The organism is Pseudomonas sp. JQ36 (genome assembly GCF_053851495.1).
Genome location: NZ_CM132642.1, coordinates 973,905 through 992,716, shown reverse-complemented (window position 1 = coordinate 992,716; position 18,812 = coordinate 973,905). Strand labels below are relative to the sequence as shown.

The 18,812-nt window shown below is 61.5% G+C and carries 14 protein-coding genes; 8 read left to right on the top strand and 6 right to left on the bottom strand.

The genetic code is table 11. From position 1 onward, the window contains the following. Window positions 1-134: 134 nt before the first annotated feature. The gene (locus ACS4NR_RS04490; RefSeq protein WP_456019199.1) at window positions 135-1,448 is read left to right on the top strand and encodes a leucine-rich repeat-containing protein kinase family protein; all 1,314 of its coding nucleotides are present in this window, start codon (window positions 135-137) and stop codon (window positions 1,446-1,448) included. Between the two features lie 123 nt (window positions 1,449-1,571). Here ACS4NR_RS04490 and ACS4NR_RS04485 read toward each other — a convergent pair whose 3' ends face one another. Beyond that, the gene (locus ACS4NR_RS04485) at window positions 1,572-2,276 is read right to left on the bottom strand and encodes a YebC/PmpR family DNA-binding transcriptional regulator (protein WP_027614601.1); all 705 of its coding nucleotides are present in this window, start codon (window positions 2,274-2,276) and stop codon (window positions 1,572-1,574) included. Between the two features lie 219 nt (window positions 2,277-2,495). Between ACS4NR_RS04485 and ACS4NR_RS04480 the strand changes: the two genes are divergently transcribed. Beyond that, entirely contained in the window at window positions 2,496-3,881 is a 1,386-nt protein-coding gene (locus ACS4NR_RS04480; RefSeq protein ID WP_456019198.1) for a type VI secretion system Vgr family protein, read from the top strand. A 1,235-nt stretch (window positions 3,882-5,116) separates the two neighbouring features. Here the strand turns inward: ACS4NR_RS04480 and ACS4NR_RS04475 are convergent. Together ACS4NR_RS04475 and ACS4NR_RS04470 are read right to left on the bottom strand one after the other, a co-directional pair. Continuing rightward, window positions 5,117-6,508 (bottom strand): FAD-dependent oxidoreductase, encoded by a 1,392-nt coding sequence (locus ACS4NR_RS04475; protein ID WP_456019197.1) that lies wholly within the window; start codon window positions 6,506-6,508, stop codon window positions 5,117-5,119. A gap of 71 nt (window positions 6,509-6,579) precedes the next feature. After that, window positions 6,580-7,905 carry an MFS transporter gene (locus ACS4NR_RS04470; RefSeq protein ID WP_456019196.1) on the bottom strand — a complete coding sequence of 442 codons (1,326 nt, stop codon included), beginning with the start codon at window positions 7,903-7,905 and terminating at the stop codon, window positions 6,580-6,582. A gap of 270 nt (window positions 7,906-8,175) precedes the next feature. On the opposite strand from ACS4NR_RS04470, the gene ACS4NR_RS04465 reads away from it, so the two are divergent. Then, entirely contained in the window at window positions 8,176-9,048 is an 873-nt protein-coding gene (locus ACS4NR_RS04465) for a LysR family transcriptional regulator (protein WP_456019195.1), read from the top strand. A gap of 232 nt (window positions 9,049-9,280) precedes the next feature. After that, window positions 9,281-10,216 (top strand): IS110 family transposase, encoded by a 936-nt coding sequence (locus tag ACS4NR_RS04460; RefSeq protein WP_456019194.1) that lies wholly within the window; start codon window positions 9,281-9,283, stop codon window positions 10,214-10,216. A 120-nt stretch (window positions 10,217-10,336) separates the two neighbouring features. Here the strand turns inward: ACS4NR_RS04460 and ACS4NR_RS04455 are convergent, their stop codons facing one another. Continuing rightward, entirely contained in the window at window positions 10,337-11,197 is an 861-nt protein-coding gene (locus ACS4NR_RS04455; RefSeq protein WP_456019193.1) for a LysR substrate-binding domain-containing protein, read from the bottom strand. Window positions 11,198-11,310: 113 nt separating this feature from the next. Here ACS4NR_RS04455 and ACS4NR_RS04450 point away from each other — a divergent pair, with 113 nt between their 5' ends. The 3 genes from ACS4NR_RS04450 to ACS4NR_RS04440 all read left to right on the top strand — a co-directional run bounded on the left by ACS4NR_RS04450 (window position 11,311) and on the right by ACS4NR_RS04440 (window position 14,134). Further along, window positions 11,311-12,420 (top strand): 2-aminoethylphosphonate--pyruvate transaminase, encoded by a 1,110-nt coding sequence (locus ACS4NR_RS04450; RefSeq protein WP_166496709.1) that lies wholly within the window; start codon window positions 11,311-11,313, stop codon window positions 12,418-12,420. A gap of 145 nt (window positions 12,421-12,565) precedes the next feature. Next, on the top strand, window positions 12,566-13,393 hold the full coding sequence (gene phnX / locus ACS4NR_RS04445; protein WP_456019192.1) for a phosphonoacetaldehyde hydrolase: 828 nt from the start codon (window positions 12,566-12,568) through the stop codon (window positions 13,391-13,393). A gap of 192 nt (window positions 13,394-13,585) precedes the next feature. Continuing rightward, window positions 13,586-14,134 (top strand): cytochrome b, encoded by a 549-nt coding sequence (locus ACS4NR_RS04440; protein WP_115985616.1) that lies wholly within the window; start codon window positions 13,586-13,588, stop codon window positions 14,132-14,134. A gap of 161 nt (window positions 14,135-14,295) precedes the next feature. Here the strand turns inward: ACS4NR_RS04440 and ACS4NR_RS04435 are convergent, their stop codons facing one another. Together ACS4NR_RS04435 and ACS4NR_RS04430 are read right to left on the bottom strand one after the other, a co-directional pair. Further along, on the bottom strand, window positions 14,296-15,222 hold the full coding sequence (locus tag ACS4NR_RS04435; protein WP_456019190.1) for a 1-aminocyclopropane-1-carboxylate deaminase/D-cysteine desulfhydrase: 927 nt from the start codon (window positions 15,220-15,222) through the stop codon (window positions 14,296-14,298). 212 nt (window positions 15,223-15,434) lie between these two features. Beyond that, on the bottom strand, window positions 15,435-17,474 hold the full coding sequence (locus tag ACS4NR_RS04430) for an oxidoreductase (protein WP_456019189.1): 2,040 nt from the start codon (window positions 17,472-17,474) through the stop codon (window positions 15,435-15,437). Between the two features lie 206 nt (window positions 17,475-17,680). Between ACS4NR_RS04430 and ACS4NR_RS04425 the strand changes: the two genes are divergently transcribed. After that, window positions 17,681-18,811: a nitrilase-related carbon-nitrogen hydrolase gene (locus ACS4NR_RS04425; protein WP_456019188.1), complete on the top strand. Its 1,131-nt coding sequence runs from the start codon at window positions 17,681-17,683 to the stop codon at window positions 18,809-18,811. The last annotated feature ends 1 nt before the right edge of the window (window position 18,812 follow it).

Sequence of the window (18,812 nt, the reverse complement as noted above, 5' to 3'; positions counted from 1 at the left end):
TTCGCGAGCAAGCTCGCTCCCACAGGGTTTCCGGTGTTATCGGGAGTCGGGTCAGTGCAAATCCAGCCATTGCCGTTATCATGTCGCCCGTTTCGAGCGCCCGGCGCTTCTTTCTTTTGATAGTGAACATCCCCATGCACACCCTTGCTCAATTGCGCGCCGGCGAGTTGTCGGGCATTACCCGGCTGGATCTGTCTTGCGGCCTGACCGAGTTTCCCCGGGAGATTTTCGAGCTGGCCGATACGCTGGAGGTGCTCAACCTCAGCGGCAACGCCTTGAGCAGCCTGCCGGACGACCTGCATCGCTTGACCAGGATGCGCATTCTGTTCTGCTCGGACAATCGCTTCACCGAAGTACCGGAATGCGTCGGCCAATGTACAGCGCTGACGATGATCGGCTTCAAGGCCAACCGCATCAGCCACGTACCGGGCGCCGCACTGCCGCCGCTGTTGCGCTGGTTGATCCTGACCGACAACTGCATCGAAACCTTGCCGAACGAATTGGGCGAGCGCCCTTATCTGCAAAAACTGCTGCTGGCCGGCAATCGCCTGCAAGCGCTGCCCGCCTCCATGAGCCAATGCCATCGCCTGGAGCTGATCCGCATCGCCGCCAACCAGATGCGTGAACTGCCGCAGTGGCTGCTGACCCTGCCGAGCCTGACCTGGCTGGCGTATGCCGGCAATCCGCTGGAAACCGAGGCCGATGCCGCCGCGCTGGAAGCCACGCCGCTGATCGACTGGTCGGCGCTGCGTCTGGAACAGCGCCTGGGCGAAGGCGCCTCGGGGGTGATTTCCCGGGCGCAGTGGCAGCGCGACGACGGCTCGCAGGTGCCGGTCGCGGTGAAGCTTTATAAAGGTGAAATGACCAGCGACGGTTCGCCGCTGCACGAGATGAACGCCTGCATCACCGCCGGACTGCACCCGAACCTGATCCGCGTCGAAGGCCGTATTCACGGGCATCCCGATGGCCAACAGGGGTTGGTGATGCAACTGATCGACCCAAGCTTTCGCAATCTGGCGGCATTACCGAGCCTGGCGAGCTGCTCGCGGGATGTGTATGCCGAGGATTGCCGCTTCAGTGCCGAAGTGGCGCTGAACATTGCCCGAGGCATCGCTTCGGCGGCCGAACACTTGCATCAACAGGGCATCACCCACGGCGACCTCTACGGCCACAACATTTTGTTGAACGATCAGGGTGATTGCTTGCTCGGGGATTTCGGCGCGGCGTCGTTCCATGCCACCACCGACACCCTGGAAACCCGGGCGCTGCAACGCATCGAAGTGCGGGCGTTCGGGGTTCTGCTCGGGGAATTGCTGGCGCGCATCGACTCGGGGTTGAGCGATGAACAGCGCGAGGTGCTGGAAGTGCTGGAACAGCGTTGCTGTCAGCCAGATGTGCTGGCGCGGCCGGGGTTCAGCGAAGTGATTGAGGTGCTGGAAACGCTGTAACTGACGCAAATCCTGTGGCGAGGGAGCTTGCTCCCGCTGGACGGCAAAGCCGTCCCAAAAACAACGACTGCTGCGCAGCCGAGCGGGAGCAAGCTCCCTCGCCACAGTTATCTTTGCAACAGATCAGCCCGCCAGACCGACAAACATGTCCTGCACGTCATCGTGGTTGTCGAGGCCTTCGAGGAACGCCTCGACTTCAGCCATCTGCTCGGCGCTCAGGCCGCTGACCGGGTTCTTCGGCTGGTAACCGAGTTTGGCCGACAGCACGGTAAAACCTTGCTCAGGCAGGGCTTTCTGCACAGCGTCGAGGTCGGTCGGATCGGTCAGGAACAGGGTCGCGCCCTCTTCGCCCGGCTCGAAGTCCTGGGCACCGGCCTCGATCGCGGCCATTTCCGGATCGGCGTCCGGAGTGTCCGGCGAGGCTTCGATCATGCCGACGTGGTTGAAGTCCCAGGCCACCGAACCGGAAGCGCCCAGTTGGCCCTTGCGGAAGGCCACGCGGATTTCCGCGACGGTGCGGTTGATGTTGTCGGTGACGCACTCGACGATCAACGGAACCTGGTGCGGCGCGAAACCTTCGTACGTCACGCGGTGGTATTGCACGGTTTCGCCCAGCAGGCCGGCACCTTTCTTGATGGCGCGGTCCAGGGTTTCCTTGGGCATCGAGGCTTTCTTGGCCTGTTCGACCACCAGACGCAGGTGTGCGTTGGTGGCGGTATCGGCACCGTTGCGGGCAGCGATGGTGATTTCTTTCACCAGTTTGCCGAAGATCTTGCCCTTGGCGTTGGCTGCCGCTTCTTTGTGTTTAACCTTCCACTGTGCGCCCATTACTCACTCTCTTGATCTGTGGCGCCGAGACATCTATTGGCCGACGCGTGGCGCCAAGTTTATACGGCCTAAAGTCGGCAATCGACCAAAAAAATCATTGTTGAATCGACATCTTCACCACGACTTGTAGGGCGATTCTGAAAAGCCCACCAGCCATGACCATTCGTGCTCGCGTTTTCGTACCCTCTGCCGTCCGTATTGCCCACAGAGCCCGTACGAATGCTCAATGACAAGGAAAGCCCGTTCACCCTGACCCTGACCGACGGCCCGCTGTGCCTGCCGGTCTTGCGTTTCAGTGGCAAGGAAGCACTCAATCAGCCGTTTCGCTTCGAAATCGAAGTGATCGGTCTGGCGCCGGCATTGTCCCCTGGCAGTCTGCTGCATCAACCGGCATTCCTGCGCCTGGGCGCCGATCACGGGATTCACGGTCTGATCCACAGCGTCAGTTGCGAGCATCGCGCCAGCCACCGCATCGGCTACCGGCTGATCCTCGTCCCGCTGCTGCTGAGTCTGGACCAGCCGCCCCGGCGCCGGGTCTTCGTGCAAACGAGCGTGCCGGCGATCCTCGCGCAATTGCTCGGCGAATATGAATTGCCGGCGGACAGTTACCGGATCGAAATGAGCGTCGGCCAATACCCGCCGCGGCCCTTTTGCATCCAGTACGAGGAAAGCGACCTGGCCTTCGTGCAACGGCTGTGTGAGGAGGAAGGCATCCATTATCACTTCGAACATCACCCGAACGGGCATGTGCTGATATTTGCCGATGACAACCTCAGTCTGCCGCAGGAACCATTGCCGGTACCGTTTGGCATCACCGAAGACACGCCGTCACCACGTGTCAGCACGCTGTTTCAGCGCCATGACGCGCCACCCTTGATGGCCGCGCACGGCATTCGCAACCGTGGACAAGAGGCCATCGCCGCCGACGCAGCCAATCATCCCGTGCCCCCGCTCACGCCGCAGAACCTGTCGGGGGAACAGCGTCACGCCGAACAACGCAGCCGTCGCCATCTGCAGCGCCAGCGCTGTCAGTCGCGCTCGATCCGCGGCACCTGCGATTGCAGCGCGTTGCGCAGCGGGCATCTGTTGCAGATCAGCGAACATCCGATCAATGCCTTCAATGAACAATGGCTGATCACCGAGCTGCACCATCAAGGCCAGCATCCCTCGATCCTCGATCCGACAACGGATGTGCATCGCTATCGAAACGACTTCACTGCCCTGCCCTGGTCAAACGATTTTCGCCCGCCACTGGCACAGCCGCGCCCGAACATCGGCGGCTACCACCTGGCACAAGTGCTGGGATCGCCCGGCCAGCCCGCACAACTGGATGATCGCGGGCGCATCGGCGTCAGCCTATGGCCGGCGCAAACAGCCGCGTCTGCATGCCTGTGGCTGCCAATCGCGCTGACCGGCGCCGGCCGACTCACCGCCCACCAGTTGCCCCGCGCCGGCAGTGAGGTGTGGGTCAGCTTCCTCGACAGCGACCCGGATCGCCCGATTCTCTGCCTCGCCAACCCACGCCCTGCGCCACCGAGCGAAACACCACCACCGCGCGACAGCAGCCTGTTGCTCGATTGGCTGCTGCATGGTGCCGATCCTTAAGTGCCGCAAACATAGGAATTGAGTACGGCGGCCGGACACTGTTTGGCTGGGAGGTGGCTATCGCCAGCAGGCTCACTCCTATAGTTGGATTGGGTGTGGGCTGTTGGAGATTGGTCGACTGTCAGGCCGCCTTCGCGAGCAAGCCCGCTCCCACAGTGGATTGGGTGTGGGCAGTTAGAGATTGGTCGGCTCGTAGGCTGCCTTCGCTGGCAAGCCAGCTCCCACAGTGGATTGGGTGCGGGCAGTTGGAGGTTGGTCGGCTCGTAGGCCGCCTTCGCTGGCAAGCCAGCTCCCACAGTGGATTGGGTGCGGGCAGTGGGAGGTTGGTCGGCTCGTAGGCCGCCATCGCCGGCAAGCCAACTCCCACAGTGGATTGGGTGTGGGCAGTTAGAGATTGGTCGGCTCGTAGGCCGCCATCGCCGGCAAGCCAACTCCCACAGTGGATTGGGTGTGGGCAGTTAGAGATTGGTCGGCTCGTAGGCCGCCTTCGCTGGCAGGCCAGCTCCCACAGTGGATTGGGTGCGGGCAGTTAGAGATTGGTCGGCTCGTAGGCCGCCTTCGCTGGCAGGCCAGCTCCCACAGTGGATTGGGTGTGGGCAGTTGAAGGTTGGTCGGCTCGTAGGCCGCCATCGCTGGCAGGCCAGCTCCCACAGTGGATTGGGTGTGGGCAGTTGAAGGTTGGTCGGCTCGTAGGCCGCCATCGCTGGCAAGCCAGCTCCCACAGTGGATTGGGTGTGGGCAGTGGGAGGTGGGTCGGCTCGTAGGCCGCCATCGCTGGCAAGCCAGCTCCCACAGTGGATTGGGTGTGGGCAGTGGGAGGTGGGTCGGCTCGTAGGCCGCCATCGCTGGCAAGCCAGCTTCCACAGGAGAGCTAAAGCCGGGCGCATGCTTTTCACCACTCAAATGGCCGAGTGTCAGCTCGCCGAAAGCTCTTGATCTTGCCGTGCCGGCCCCATCGGCAGGCTGAGTGGAGGGGTTTATCCGGGGGTGGGAGCGCAGCGACCGTTCGACGAAGTCGAACACATCGAGAGGAGGTGCAGCGAAGCAAACCGGAGGCGATGCCCCCGGATGAATCCCGGAGCGAAGGAACCCGAGCCACGGCGAGGGCCGAACGCCGGGGCAAGCCTTTTTGGTTACTTTTGAGGCGTTTGTCAAAAGTGACCCGCCGTAAGGGCGGAACCCTAAGCAGCCGTTACCACAGCAACGGATATGCCCCCATAAATCAAAGCCCCCATTCACCCCTTGTCAGCCTTCCCAGCCGCCGCCGCAAACTTCGCCAACCGCACATCCAGATGCCGCGGCCGCCGCCCATGATCCTCAGCCCGCTCCTTGCGCCGAATCGCATTACGTACCATCAACGACCCCAGATACCGAATCGGCTCCGGCGGAAAAAACCCCAGCGGCCCGTTCACCAACGGCGAACGGGTCCAGGGGTTATCGAGCCCCTGCACCAACGAGGCAAGAATCTGCCCGCCCATGTGACACGGCCCGACGCCACTGCCGGAATAACCAAAACCATAAAACACATTGCCACTGGCACTCATCTGCCCAAAAAACGGCAACCCGGTCACCGAACGATCCGAGGGCCCATTCCAGGTCGCATCCACCTTGACCTCGGCAAACGCCGGAAAAAACTCCCCAAGGCTACGCTTGAGCAAATCCGCATAGGGCGATGGCTGATCAAACACCGGCAACATCCGCCCACCAAACGCAAACGTGTTGCCCCCCTTGCCAAGCATGATCCGGCCGTCCGGCGTGTTGTGGTAGTAGTGCACGAAAATCCGCGAATCGAGCACCGTGACGCCGCTGGTCAAACCGATTTCCTGCAACAGATCCGGGCGCGGCTCGGTGATCAGCATGTCGCTGGAAACGATCGCCACGCTGCGCTCGAACTGCGGAAACGCCCGGGCCATCCACGCGTTCATCGCCAGCACCACGCGGTCGGCAATCACACTGCCGCCAGCGGTGTGAATGCGCGCCGGACGGCCCTCCTCCAGGCCGGTCATCGCCGTGTTCTCGTGAATCTTCACGCCTAGCTGCAACGCCACCCGACGCAGCCCGCGCACCAGTTTGCCCGGTTGCACACTGGCCGCCGCCGGCGAAAACCAGCCCTCCAGATGCTTGCTGGAACCGGCCATGCGCTGCACGTCGGCCACGGGACGCTGGGTGAACGAGTTGATGCCATTGCGCTCCAGTGCTGCGATCACGGCGTCGGTCGAACCGACCTGCGCCTTGTTGGTGGCGGTGTACAGCGTGCCGTCGAGGCGGTAATCGGCATCAACACCGTACTGTTCGCAGAACGCGCCAATGGCGTGGATGCTGCGCTCGGATTCCTTGACCAGGCGCACCGCCTCCTCGACACCGAACAGTCGCTCGAGGGTGAAATACTTGGCCGACCACGACAACGCGCAACCACCGTTGCGCCCACTGGCGCCGGCGCCGCAGATGTCGGCTTCGATCAGCAGCACATCGAGTTCCGGGTTCTGCTGCTTGAGCATGATCGCCGTCCACAACCCGGTATAGCCGCCGCCGACGATGCACACGTCGCTGCGCACTTCGCCTTGCAGCGGCGGGCACGTCGGGGATGGGTCGGCCTGCAAGGCCTGTTCGAGCCAAAACGGTCGCATGGGATTCTCCAGTCAGATGGCCACGGCACAGCCCGCCGCGAGCGCCGCAGCAGGCCACGAGGCAAGGGTTTTCAGTTACGCAGGGGTTTGATCGTCAGCGGGCAATTGGGAATGGACGCGCGCGGTTCCATCACCCCGACCGGGCGGCTGTTCCAGTGCGGAATCAGCACCAGCGCCGAGAACAACGCGCAACCGGCGAAGACGATGAACACCGTCACCGAATCGAAGTAACCCGGCAGCAATCCGCCGAGCACCGCGCCGACCGAGCCGCAACCGTTGACGAAACCGGCCGCCGTGGCACCGGCCTTGGCTTTGCCGAAGTCGATGGCGGCCGCGCCGCTGATCATCGAATCCGGGCCGTACAGGGTCAGGCCCATGACAAACAGCAGCGCCACCACCAGCAACACACTGCCGGTTTGCAAGGCGCCCATGAACAGCGCCAGGGTCACGGTCAGCGCCAGCAGACTCAACACACAGGCCGGCATGCGCCGGGCACCGAACAGTTTGTCCGAGGCCAGACCGATCAGGATCGGCCCTAGCAGACCGGCCAGTTCGAACGAGGTGGGAATGATCGCCGCGCCGACCTTGCCGACACTTGGCATCTGCTCGAAGACGATCACCGGGCCCCACAACAGAATCGCGTAACGCGCCGGTTTCAACATGAAGTACGCCAGCCCCAGCACCAGCACCGTGCGGTTGCGCAGGATTTCCTTCAACGGCTCCCAGACGCTGAGTTTGCTGTTGGCTTCGATCTCTTCAGCGCTCAGTTCCGGCTCCGGCTCTACCGCTGGCAGGCCGACATCTTCGGGTTTGTTGCGCTGAAAAATGAAGAACAACACCGCCACCACCGCGACCACCGCCGCACTGGAAATAAACGCCGCGTGCCAGGTGCCCATCAGCGTGTACGCACACCAACCGGCGAACGGCGACGCCACCAGACCGCCAAACGCATAGCAGGAACTCCACAACCCCAGCACTCGCCCACGTTGTGCGGAAGGGAAAAAACTGCCGAGGTTCTTGCACAAGCCCGACCAGCCGGTGGACTGCGCCAGCCCTTGAATCAGCATGCAGGTGGCGAAGATCGGCAAGGTGGCAAAACTGCCCATCACCAATGCCGCACCAGCGGAAATCAACAACCCGCCAAGCACCACGACCCTCGGGCCAAAGCGGTCGGCGAGCATGCCCCAGGTGAATTGGCCGATGGCGTAGGCCGCCAGATAGATCGCATCGAGGTTGGCCATGGCCATTTTGTCGAGCATGAAGGTCGGGTCTTCGGCGATGCCCAGTTTGGCCACCGAAAACGCTTTGCGGGTGAAATAGAAAGCGGCGTATGCGAGCCAGGTGATAGCGAAAATCTGCATGCGCCAACGCGCAATGGTGCCGATGTGCTTGTTCATTGTGGTTCTGACCTCAGGGTGTGAGTGTGCCGGCAGAATCGTTAAGTAAACGCCTGTGTTTTTTATTGTTGAGCACTGCGCCAGCGCCCCATCCCTGATGGCGATAGCGGTCAGATGAGTCCTGTTGTTGCACGCACAGGCTCATCGCCGACGCTGCTGTCCGAGCGGACAGTCAGCGCTGGCGTGAGCGGATCAAAGCAATTACTGTTTAATAAATAAAATCGATTTATCGTATTTCACACATAAGCTCAGCTTGTTACTGGAGGCTGCATGTCGGTGTCCCACGCCCAGCTCAAAGCCTTCCACGCCGTGGCCGTCCATGGAAGCTTTACCAAAGCCGCCGAACGGCTTTTTCTCACGCAACCGGCGATTTCCGACCAGGTGCGCAAACTCGAAGAACGCTTCGGCGTGTTGCTGTTTCATCGCAACAAGCGCTCGGTGCGGCTGACCGATCTCGGTGAGCGCCTGCTGGCAATCACTCAGAGGCTGTTTGTGATCGAGGCTGAAGCCCAGGAGCTGCTGCAGGAATCCCAGGCGTTGCAGACCGGCAGCCTGATTCTCGCAGTGGACGCGCCGATACACGTGCTGCCGCAGATCGCGCAGTTCTGTGAGCGGTATCCGGGGATCAGCGTGAAGATCGAAACCGGCAACACCGATGAATCGCTGTTTCGCTTGTTCAACTATCAGGCCGATCTGGCGCTGCTCGGGCGTGATGTCAGTGATGAACGTCTGCTGTGCGTGCCGCTGCGTAACGACCCGATGGTGGCGTTCGTTTCGCGCCATCATCCGTGGGCCGAGCGCGAGTCGATCTGCCTGGCCGATCTGGACGACACACCGCTGGTGCTGCGCGAACACGGCTCGGTGACCCGGCAGACCCTGGAGGAAGAAATGGCCCGCGCCGGGTTCCGCATTCGTCCGGCGATTCAGGTCGAGGGCCGGGAAGCGGCGCGTGAGGCGGTGGTGGTGGGGATCGGTGTGGGGGTGGTATCGGCGGCGGAGTTTGGCGCGGATTCGCGGGTGTGTGCGTTGCCGATTACCGATTGCACCCGGCGCTTGACCGAGACACTGGTGTGCTTGCGTGAGCAGAGTTCACGGCGGGTGGTGGCGACGTTTCTCGAGATGGTGCGCGAGAGCCTTGTGTAAACCGGTCTGGCCCCTTCGCGAGCAGGCTCGCTTGTATGTTTAGACTTGAAGGGGTGGGCGGGACTACAGACTCGATTCTGACTCTGACCAGTACAGACCGTGGGAGACTTCTCGTCCCGCCCCTTCTACCCAAAGCGCCAATAAGGAATTCATCGGTAAACCGACGACAGAGACAAGCCAGCGCAACGGTAGACCCCAACAAGCTCTTAAACACTAGCTCCGAGGATTCGTCATGACAATCCTTACTTCGCAGACGGTTGTTGGTATCGATATCGCCAAGGCCGAAATCGTTGTCTATCGCGCCGACTTGGAAACTATTGAAGCGGTCAAGAATGATCGTGCCGCCCTCAAACGTTGGCTCAAAACTCTGCCCGCGCAAAGCGCTATCGCTGTCGAAGCCACCAATATCTACCATTTGGAGACTGTTGATCTGGCTCATGCGATGGGACATCAGGTCTATGTGGTGGATGCTTATCGAGTCAGCCACTATCGTCGCGGTGTCGGTCAGCGAGCCAAAAATGATCCCTGCGATGCACGCGTGCTCGCACGCTATCTGACGAATGAACAAAGCAAACTGCGGCTTTGGAACCCGCCTCCTAAAGCCTACACCGTACTGAAAAGCTTACTGCACAGACGCGCGACGCTGATTCAGAACCATACGGGTCTGATGTTGAGCTGGGCCGACGAACCCTTGCTGAAGAAAGAACGTACGGCTCAGCAAAAGGCATTCGAGCGATCCGACAAGGTCATTCAAAAACTGCTGCGCAAAGTCAGCAAAGAGGCCGGTATTGATGACAATATTGACCGCTGCAAAGCAATCGAGGGCGTGGGAGAGCTGACTGCAACTGGGTTGGCAACGACCTATATGCGCGGTGACTTTGCCAACAGCGACGCGTTCATCGCGTTTTTGGGTATGGATCTGACGGTGGACGATTCGGGGAAAAAGAACGGCCCGAGGTTCCTGAGCAAAAAAGGAGATCCGGAGACCCGTCGATTAGCCTACAACGCCGCAATGGCGGCGTGTCGCTCAACCAAGTGGAAGCCTTTTTACGAGTCTTACCTGGCCAGAGGCTTCTCGAAAACACAGGCATTGGTAGCTCTTGCTCGCAAGCTCTGCCGAGTGGCATTCACCCTGATGAAGAATCAGGGCGAATACCGATCAGTTTGAGATTCTAGGGTTGCTGAGCAACATAGAATCTCCCACAGGGTTCTCGGTCGTTCACACATTATGTACACGCCACAATACCTGTGGGAGCGAGCTTGCTCGCGAATGAGGCGACGCGAATTGTCAAACTGTCGCCAGACCGAAGAACGCCTGAATCAGGCGCAACTCCCGCCGCCGCTCCATGCAGCCGATCATGTGCCGATTGACCAGCCCGTCCCCGACAATCGGAATCGCCACCACCCGCGGGTCATGGCTGACCTCCACCGACGACACCACACCCACCCCCAGCTCCGCTGCCACCGCTTCGGTCACTGCCTCACGGCTGTCGAGTTCCAGCAACACTCGCGGATTGACCGCCGCCTGCGCACACGCCTGATCGAAGGTACGGCGGGTAATCGAGCTCGGCTCGCGCAACACCATGATCACTTGATCCAGCTCCTTGAGCTTCACTTCGCCGGCACGCTGCGCCCACGCATGCGCCGCCGGCACCAGCGCGCAAATCCGCGATTCGCTCAACGCTTGCAAATGCAAGCCTTTGCGCGGTTCGACCTCGGTCAGCACCGCCACGTCCGCATGCTCGGATAACAGCGCCGCCAAGGTTTCTTGGGCATTGCCCAGGCGCAAATTCACCGTGATCCCCGGATAGCGCGCGCGCAGGCTGGCGAGCATCGGCATGACCATGTGCGGGCCGTCCGCCGCCACTTCCAGACGCCCGGTGAGCAACTGGCGGTTGGCTTCGAGCAGGGTCTGCGCTTCTTCGGCCAGACCGAACATGGCGCGGGTGATCGCCGCCAGTTTAATGCCCTCCTCGGTCAGCTCCACCCGGCGTGCAGTACGGCGCAATAAGGTGATCTGGTAATGCTCCTCCAGCGCCTTGATGTGTCCGGTGACCGCCGGCTGACTGATGAACAGACGCGCGGCGGCGCGGGTGAAGCTGCCTTCCCGGGCCACGGCGTCGAAGGCGCGCAGTTGGAACAGATTCATGGATAACCCTCACTGATGGCTGGCATAACAACAAACAATTTGATTGATAGACCGCCGAATTGCAACGTATGCCCCGTAGCTTCATCCCACAGCGCTTACGCGAGGACACACGAATGAGTACTGCCGCACCCATCCTGCTCACTCCCGGCCCGTTGACCACCTCGGCCCGCACCCGCCAGGCAATGATGGTCGACTGGGGGTCATGGGATGACCGCTTCAATCAACTGACCGCCAGCCTCTGCGAACAATTGCTGGCGATCCTCAACGGCGCCGCCACTCACCACTGCGTGCCGTTGCAGGGCAGCGGCACCTTCGCGGTCGAAGCCGCCATCGGCACCCTGGTGCCACGCGACGGCAAAATCCTCGTGCTGATCAACGGTGCCTATGGCAAGCGTCTGGCGAAGATCTGCGAAGTGCTCGGCCGCTCGTTCAGCACCTTCGAAACCGCCGAAGACGAACCGACCACCGCCGCTGACGTCGACCGCCTGCTGCGCGCCGATGGCGACATCACGCACGTCGCGCTGATCCACTGCGAAACCAGCACCGGCATCCTCAACCCGCTGCCAGAGATTGCCGACGTTGTTGCGCAGCACGGCAAGCGCCTGATCATCGACGCCATGAGCTCGTTTGGCGCGTTGCCGGTGGATGCGCAAAAAGTCCCGTTCGATGCGCTGATCGCCGCTTCGGGCAAGTGTCTGGAAGGCGTGCCGGGGATGGGGTTTGTCTTCGCCCGCAAAGAATCGCTGGCTGCAGCGGCCGGCAACTCGCATTCGTTGGCGATGGACCTGTACGACCAGCACACCTACATGCAGAAGACCGGTCAGTGGCGTTTCACCCCACCGACCCACGTGGTCGCCGCGCTGCACGAAGCGTTGCTGCAATACAACGAAGAAGGTGGCCTGCCCGCCCGTCATGCGCGCTACGCCGCCAACTGTCAGGCGCTGATGGAAGAGATGGGCAAACTCGGCCTGCGCAGCTTCCTGCCGGCGGCGATCCAGGCACCGATCATCGCCACCTTCCATGCCCCGCAAGACCCGCGTTACCAGTTCAAGGACTTCTACGAACGGGTCAAGGCGAAGGGCTACATCCTCTACCCCGGCAAACTGACCCAGGTCGAAACCTTCCGCGTCGGCTGCATCGGTCACGTCAATCCGGACGAAATGCGCCAGGCCGTGGCGGCAGTGGGTGAAGTGCTGCGCGAGATGGAAGTGCTAGAGATCTAACCCACACCAAAAATCCCTTTGTAGGAGTGAGCCTGCTCGCGATTGCGTTTCAGCATTCACCGACGATGGCGACTGACACACCGCTATCGCGAGCAGGCTCACTCCTACAGTTTGAATCGCATTCCAATACAGGATTCTGACCAACATGAACTACACCAACCCAAACAAACTGCAAGCCGCCATCCTCGACTGGGCCGGCACCGTGGTCGATTTCGGCTCGTTCGCACCGACGCAGATCTTCGTTGAAGCCTTCGCCGAATTCGACGTTCAGGTCTCCATCGAAGAGGCCCGTGGCCCGATGGGCATGGGCAAGTGGGATCACATTCGTACCCTGTGCGATCAGCCACAAGTGGCCGAGCGTTACCGCAAAGCCTTCGGCCGCACCCCGACCGATGATGACGTGACCGCGATCTACAACCGCTTCATGCCGCTGCAGATCGAGAAGATCGCCGAGCACTCGGCGCTGATTCCCGGCGCACTGGAAACCATCGCCAACCTGCGCCAGCAAGGGATCAAGATCGGTTCCTGCTCCGGCTACCCGAAACAGGTGATGGACAAGGTCGTGGCGCTGGCCGCTACCAACGGCTACGTCGCCGACCACGTAGTCGCCACCGACGAAGTGCCGAACGGTCGGCCATGGCCGGCTCAGGCCCTGGCCAACGTGATCGCCCTGGGCATCGACGACGTCGGCGCCTGCGTGAAGATCGACGACACCGTGCCGGGCATCCTCGAAGGTCGTCGCGCCGGAATGTGGACCGTGGCGCTGATCTGCTCGGGTAACGCACTGGGCCTGGATTACGCCGGCTACCGGGCGCTGGGCAGCGACGAAATGGCCAGCGAACGCAAACGCATCCACGCGCTGTTCGCCGATTCGCGTCCCCACTACATGATCGACACCATCAGCGACCTGCTGGAAGTGATTGCCGACATCAACAAGCGTCTGGCCAACGGTGAGATGCCGCAATCGAGCTGATTGCGCCTTTGGTCAAACAATAGAAAACGCCAGGGTCTTCGCGACACTGGCGTTTTTTTTGGCTAAAGCCCTGACTCAGCGCAGTGAAACTCCGATCAGCCTCAGGCAAATCCGCCAAAGCGGATTACAGTTAAAGCATGCCGTCGCACAAGAACGGCACGTGGCGACCCTGATCTGTGAGGAAAACACCGTATGCCGTGGACAAGTTCCGAATCCCGCTACAGCACCGTGTCCGTGCTGCTGCACTGGCTGATGCTGATCCTGTTGGTGCTGGTGTACGCCAGCATGGAGTTGCGCGGGATTTTTCCCAAAGGCAGTGGCGGTCGCACGCTGATCCGCGAAGTGCATTACATGCTCGGCCTGACCGTGTTCGTGCTGGTGTGGTTTCGTCTGGTAGCACGCAGCATCGGCCCGGCACCGAAAATCTTCCCGGCCTCGCCGCAGTGGCAAACCCTGCTGGCGCGGGTGATGCACTGGCTGTTGTACCTGTTCATGATCAGCATGCCGATTCTTGGCTGGCTGATCACCAGCGCCGAAGGGCATCAGGTGATGTTCTACGGTTTCGATTTGCCATTGCTGGTGAGCGAGGACAAAGCGTTCGCCAAACAAGTTGAAGGCTGGCACGTGCTGATTGCCACCGCAGGTTACTGGCTGATCGGTCTGCATGCCGTGGCGGGGCTTTATCACCATTATGTGGTGGGCGATAACACGTTGCTGCGGATGATGCCCAAACGCGGTTGAACACCAACTCGGTGAATTTCCCCTGTGGCGAGGGAGCTTGCTCCCGCTGGGCTGCGCAGCAGACCTGAATCCTGAAAATGTGGACTGTCAGGCAAACTGTATTCGCTGAATCGACGACGGCTGCGCCGCCGAGCGGGAGCAAGCTCCCTCGCCACAGAAGTTCAACTGTAGGAATTGAATCCGCGGCGCCCCTGCAAACCGCCGGTATGAACAAAGATCAACCGGGTGCCTGGCTCAAATCTGCCGGCCTCGATCTGCTCCTTGAGCATCAACAAAGCCTTGCCGGTATACAGCGGCTCCAACGGGACGCCGCTGCTCTGTTCAGTGTTGTCGATGAATTCGAGCAACACCGGATCGACTTTGGCGAACCCACCCCGACTCGCGTCGAACAATGCGTAATTCGTCATTGCCATATCCGTCTCCCGAACGATCGCCTCCACCTGCGCCGCCACGCCATGATCCTCCGGCACCGCCAGCGCACCGTACACCGCACGCTCTCCCGCCTCGGCGAGTACCAGCCCTGCCAGAGTCGTCCCGGTGCCGCACGCCAGCCACCAGCCTTGATAATCGCTCCAGCCCAGATGGTTCAGTTGCGTGTTGACTTGCTCCCTGAGCGCTTTGCAGCCCAGCGCACCGGCCAATCCGCCGCCACCCTCCGGCACCGCGTGCAGATTCGGGTACTGCGCCTGCCAAGGCTCCCAGAAGCCGGGCTCATGCCGCGCCCGATAGCCGCCGTAACCGAGCCAGTGCAGTTGCATGCCGAACGCCTGCAAGTCCTCAACCGTGGGCGTCTGCTGTGGATGGCCACGCAACAGCCCAACGGTTTCGAAACCCAGACGCTTGCCAGCCGCAGCCAGCGCATGCAGATGATTGGAATGCGCGCCACCCAGGCTGATGATGCCCTGCGCGCCGGCGCGATCGGCAGCCTTGAGGTGTTCGGTGAGTTTGAACCACTTGTTGCCGCTGATCAGCGGGTCGATCCGATCCAGACGCAGGATCGCGACCTCGATTCCGGCGTTGGTGAGCCAGTCGAGTTGAAGCAATTCGAGGGGGGCTTGGGGTAGCCAGTTGGCGGGAGGAACAAGCATGGGCGACTGATCATTCTGGGCAGAGGCCGGCATTCTAGTCGCTCACAGGACGCCATCGCGAGCAGGCTCACTCCTACAGGATCCGTGCGAACACCATACATCTACTGTGGGAGCGGGCTTGCTCGCGAAAGCGTCGTGTCAGCCGACCTATGCGTTGACTGACACTCCGCCTTCGCGAGCAAGCCCGCTCCCACAGGGGGGATTCGTGGTGGTTAAAGTTCAGCGGCGAGACGCGAACCCTGATTGATCGCGCGCTTGGCATCCAGCTCCGCCGCCACATCAGCGCCGCCGATCAGGTGCACGTTCTGCCCCGCTGCGACCAGACCGTCCTGCAGATCGCGCAGTGGATCCTGGCCGGCGCAGATGACGATGTTGTCCACCGCCAGCACTTGCGGCTCGCCGGTTTCGCCGATGCGGATGTGCAGGCCTTCGTCGTCGATCTTCAGGTATTCGACGCTGTTGAGCATCTGCACCTGCTTGTTCTTCAGACCGGTGCGGTGAATCCAGCCAGTGGTCTTGCCCAGACCATCACCGACTTTGGTTTTCTTGCGCTGCAACAGGAACACTTCGCGAGCCGGAGCGTGCGGTGCGGCTTTGATCCCGGCTACGCCACCACGGGCTTCCAGATGGGTGTCAATGCCCCACTCCTTCCAGAACGCGGCGCGATCCAGACTGGTGGCCACGCCTTGGTGCACGAGGAACTCGGAGACGTCGAAACCGATACCGCCCGCGCCAATCACGGCAACGCGTTTGCCCACCGGTTTGCGCTCAAGGATCACGTCCAGATAGCTCAACACCTTGGCATTCTCGACGCCCGGAATCGCCGGCACACGTGGTGCGATGCCGGTGGCGAGGATGATTTCGTCGTAACCGCCCTCTACCAGTTTCGCCACGTCGACGCGGGTGTTCAGGCACACCTCGACATTCGTGGTCTGCAGCTTGCGCTTGAAGTAGCGCAGGGTTTCGAAGAATTCTTCCTTGCCCGGCACGCGCTTGGCGATGTTGAACTGGCCGCCAATCTCGCTGGCCGAATCGAACAACGTCACCTGATGGCCACGCTCGGCGGCCACGGTCGCGGCGGACAGACCGGCAGGGCCGGCACCGACCACGGCGATCTTCTTGATCTGCTGCACCGGCAAATAGTTGAGCTCGGTTTCATGGCAGGCACGCGGGTTGACCAGGCAACTGGTGAGCTTGCCGCCGAAGGTGTGATCGAGGCACGCCTGATTGCAACCGATGCAGGTGTTGATTTCGTCGGCGCGGCCTTCGGCGGCCTTGTTGACGAAGTCCGGATCGGCAAGGAATGGCCGCGCCATCGAGACCATGTCGGCATCGCCTTCGGCGAGAATCTGCTCGGCGATCTCCGGGGTGTTGATGCGGTTGGTGGTGATCAGCGGGATGCTCACCGAACCACGCAGCTTGGCGGTGACCTTGCTGAACGCCGCACGCGGCACCTTGGTGGCGATGGTCGGGATCCGCGCTTCGTGCCAGCCAATGCCGGTGTTGATGATGGTCGCGCCAGCCTGCTCGATGGCTTTGGCCAGGGTCACAATCTCTTCCCAGCTGCTGCCGCCCTCGACCAGATCGAGCATCGACAGACGGAAAATGATGATGAAGTTCGGCCCGACTGCTTCGCGTACGCGGCGAACGATTTCCACCGGCAGGCGCATGCGGTTTTCGTAGCTGCCGCCCCAGCGGTCAGTGCGGTGGTTGGTGTGCGCGGCGAGGAACTGGTTAATGAAATAACCTTCCGAGCCCATGATTTCCACACCGTCGTACTCGGCGCTCTGTGCCAGCACCGAGCAGGTGACAAAATCGCTGATCTGTTTCTCGATGCCGTCCTCGTCCAGCTCTTTGGGCTTGAACGGGTTGATCGGCGCCTGAATCGCGCTTGGCGCCACCTGTTTCGGGCTGTAGGCATACCGCCCGGCGTGGAGGATCTGCATGCAGATCTTGCCGCCCGCCTCGTGCACTGCGCGGGTGACGATGCGGTGTTTGAGCGCTTCTTCCTCGGTTGTCAGCTTGGCTGCACCGGAGTACACGCCGCCCTCGTCGTTCGGGCCGATACCGCCAGTGACCATCAGACCGACGCCGCCACGGGCACGCTCGGCGAAGTACGCGGCCATGCGTTCGAAGCCGCCCGGTTTCTCTTCTAGGCCAGTGTGCATCGAGCCCATCAGGGTGCGGTTGCGCAGCGTGGTGAATCCCAGGTCCAGCGGGGCCAAGAGGTGCGGGTAGTGAGCGGCGGTCATCGGTAACTCCACAACGAGCAATCACGGAAATTGCGGGAGCTCTGCGTCCCCCGTCAGTCATGTTCGACAGACTAAGAGTCGCACTGCTGTCACTCAATGACCGAAACTGACAACTTATTGATCCAAATGCGCAGCGCCCCTTGGCAAGCGCAGGTATGCGCCCTACCCTAGTCGCCACACCCTGTACCCGGCTGTTGTTGGTTTTCATGCGCAAACTTCTGTATCTGTTTTTCTCCATGGCTATCGTTGCCGCCCTGACCACCTACGCCATGTGGGCGGCGGACCGGCCGGCGGGGCATTACCTGTCGGACCTGCGGATCAAACTGGCGGTCGATCAGGGCACCCCGTCCGACCGTGGCAATTTGCTGGGCATCCAGCCGGAACTGTTTCCCACCGACTACCAAAGCCCGGAACGCCTGCATCGCAAACTCGCGGCCTATCTGCAACAGGCGCAGGATCAGGGGTTGCTGAACGAAAAAACCGTGGTAGTCCTGCCCGAGCATGTCGGCACCTGGCTGATGATCAGCGGCGAAAAAGACGAGCTGTATCAGGCCCCGACCCTCGCCGAAGCCATGAACTGGCTGGCGGCGAGCAATCCGTTGCTGTTCGCCCGCGCCTGGCTCACTGCAAAGGGCGAAAATCGCCTCGACGACGCGCACCTGCGCATGAAGTCCAAGGCCATGGCCAAGGACTACCAGGCGTTGTTCGGTGGTCTTGCCAAGGAATTCCAGGTGACGCTGGTGGCCGGCTCCATCGTCTTGCCCGAACCGAGCATTCGCGATGGACAGCTCAAGCCCGGCAGCGGCGCGCTGTTCAACAGCAGCGTGGTGTTCGGTCGTGATGGCGTGCCGCTGGGCCAGCCCCAGCGGCAGATGCACCCGATCTTCGAACAGCGCGATGTGCTAGATAGCGAAGATGCCCACGCGATCAACGTGGTCGAGACCCCGGCCGGGCGCTTGGGCGTGCTGATCGGCAGCGACAGCTGGTACCCCGACAACTATCGCCAACTCGACGAGCATGGCGCGCAACTGGTGGCGGTACCCGCCTTCGTCGTCGGTCACGACGCCTGGAATCAGCCGTGGGCCGGCTACAAGGGTTCGAGTACGCCGGGGTCGGTCAGCCTCAAGCCCGGGGAAATCAGTGAAGGTCAGGCGTGGCATCGCCTGACGCTGACCGCGCAACCGCCGAGCAGCCGTGCAATTGCCGGCATGAGTGTGTTCCTGCGCGGCCAATTCTGGGACAAGCCCGGCTCGGGGCAAAGCTTCCTCAGCAGCAACGGCCAGCAATTCGCCGACGGCGAGGCCCGTGGTGCGCGCCTGCTGAACGTCTGGTTGTGAG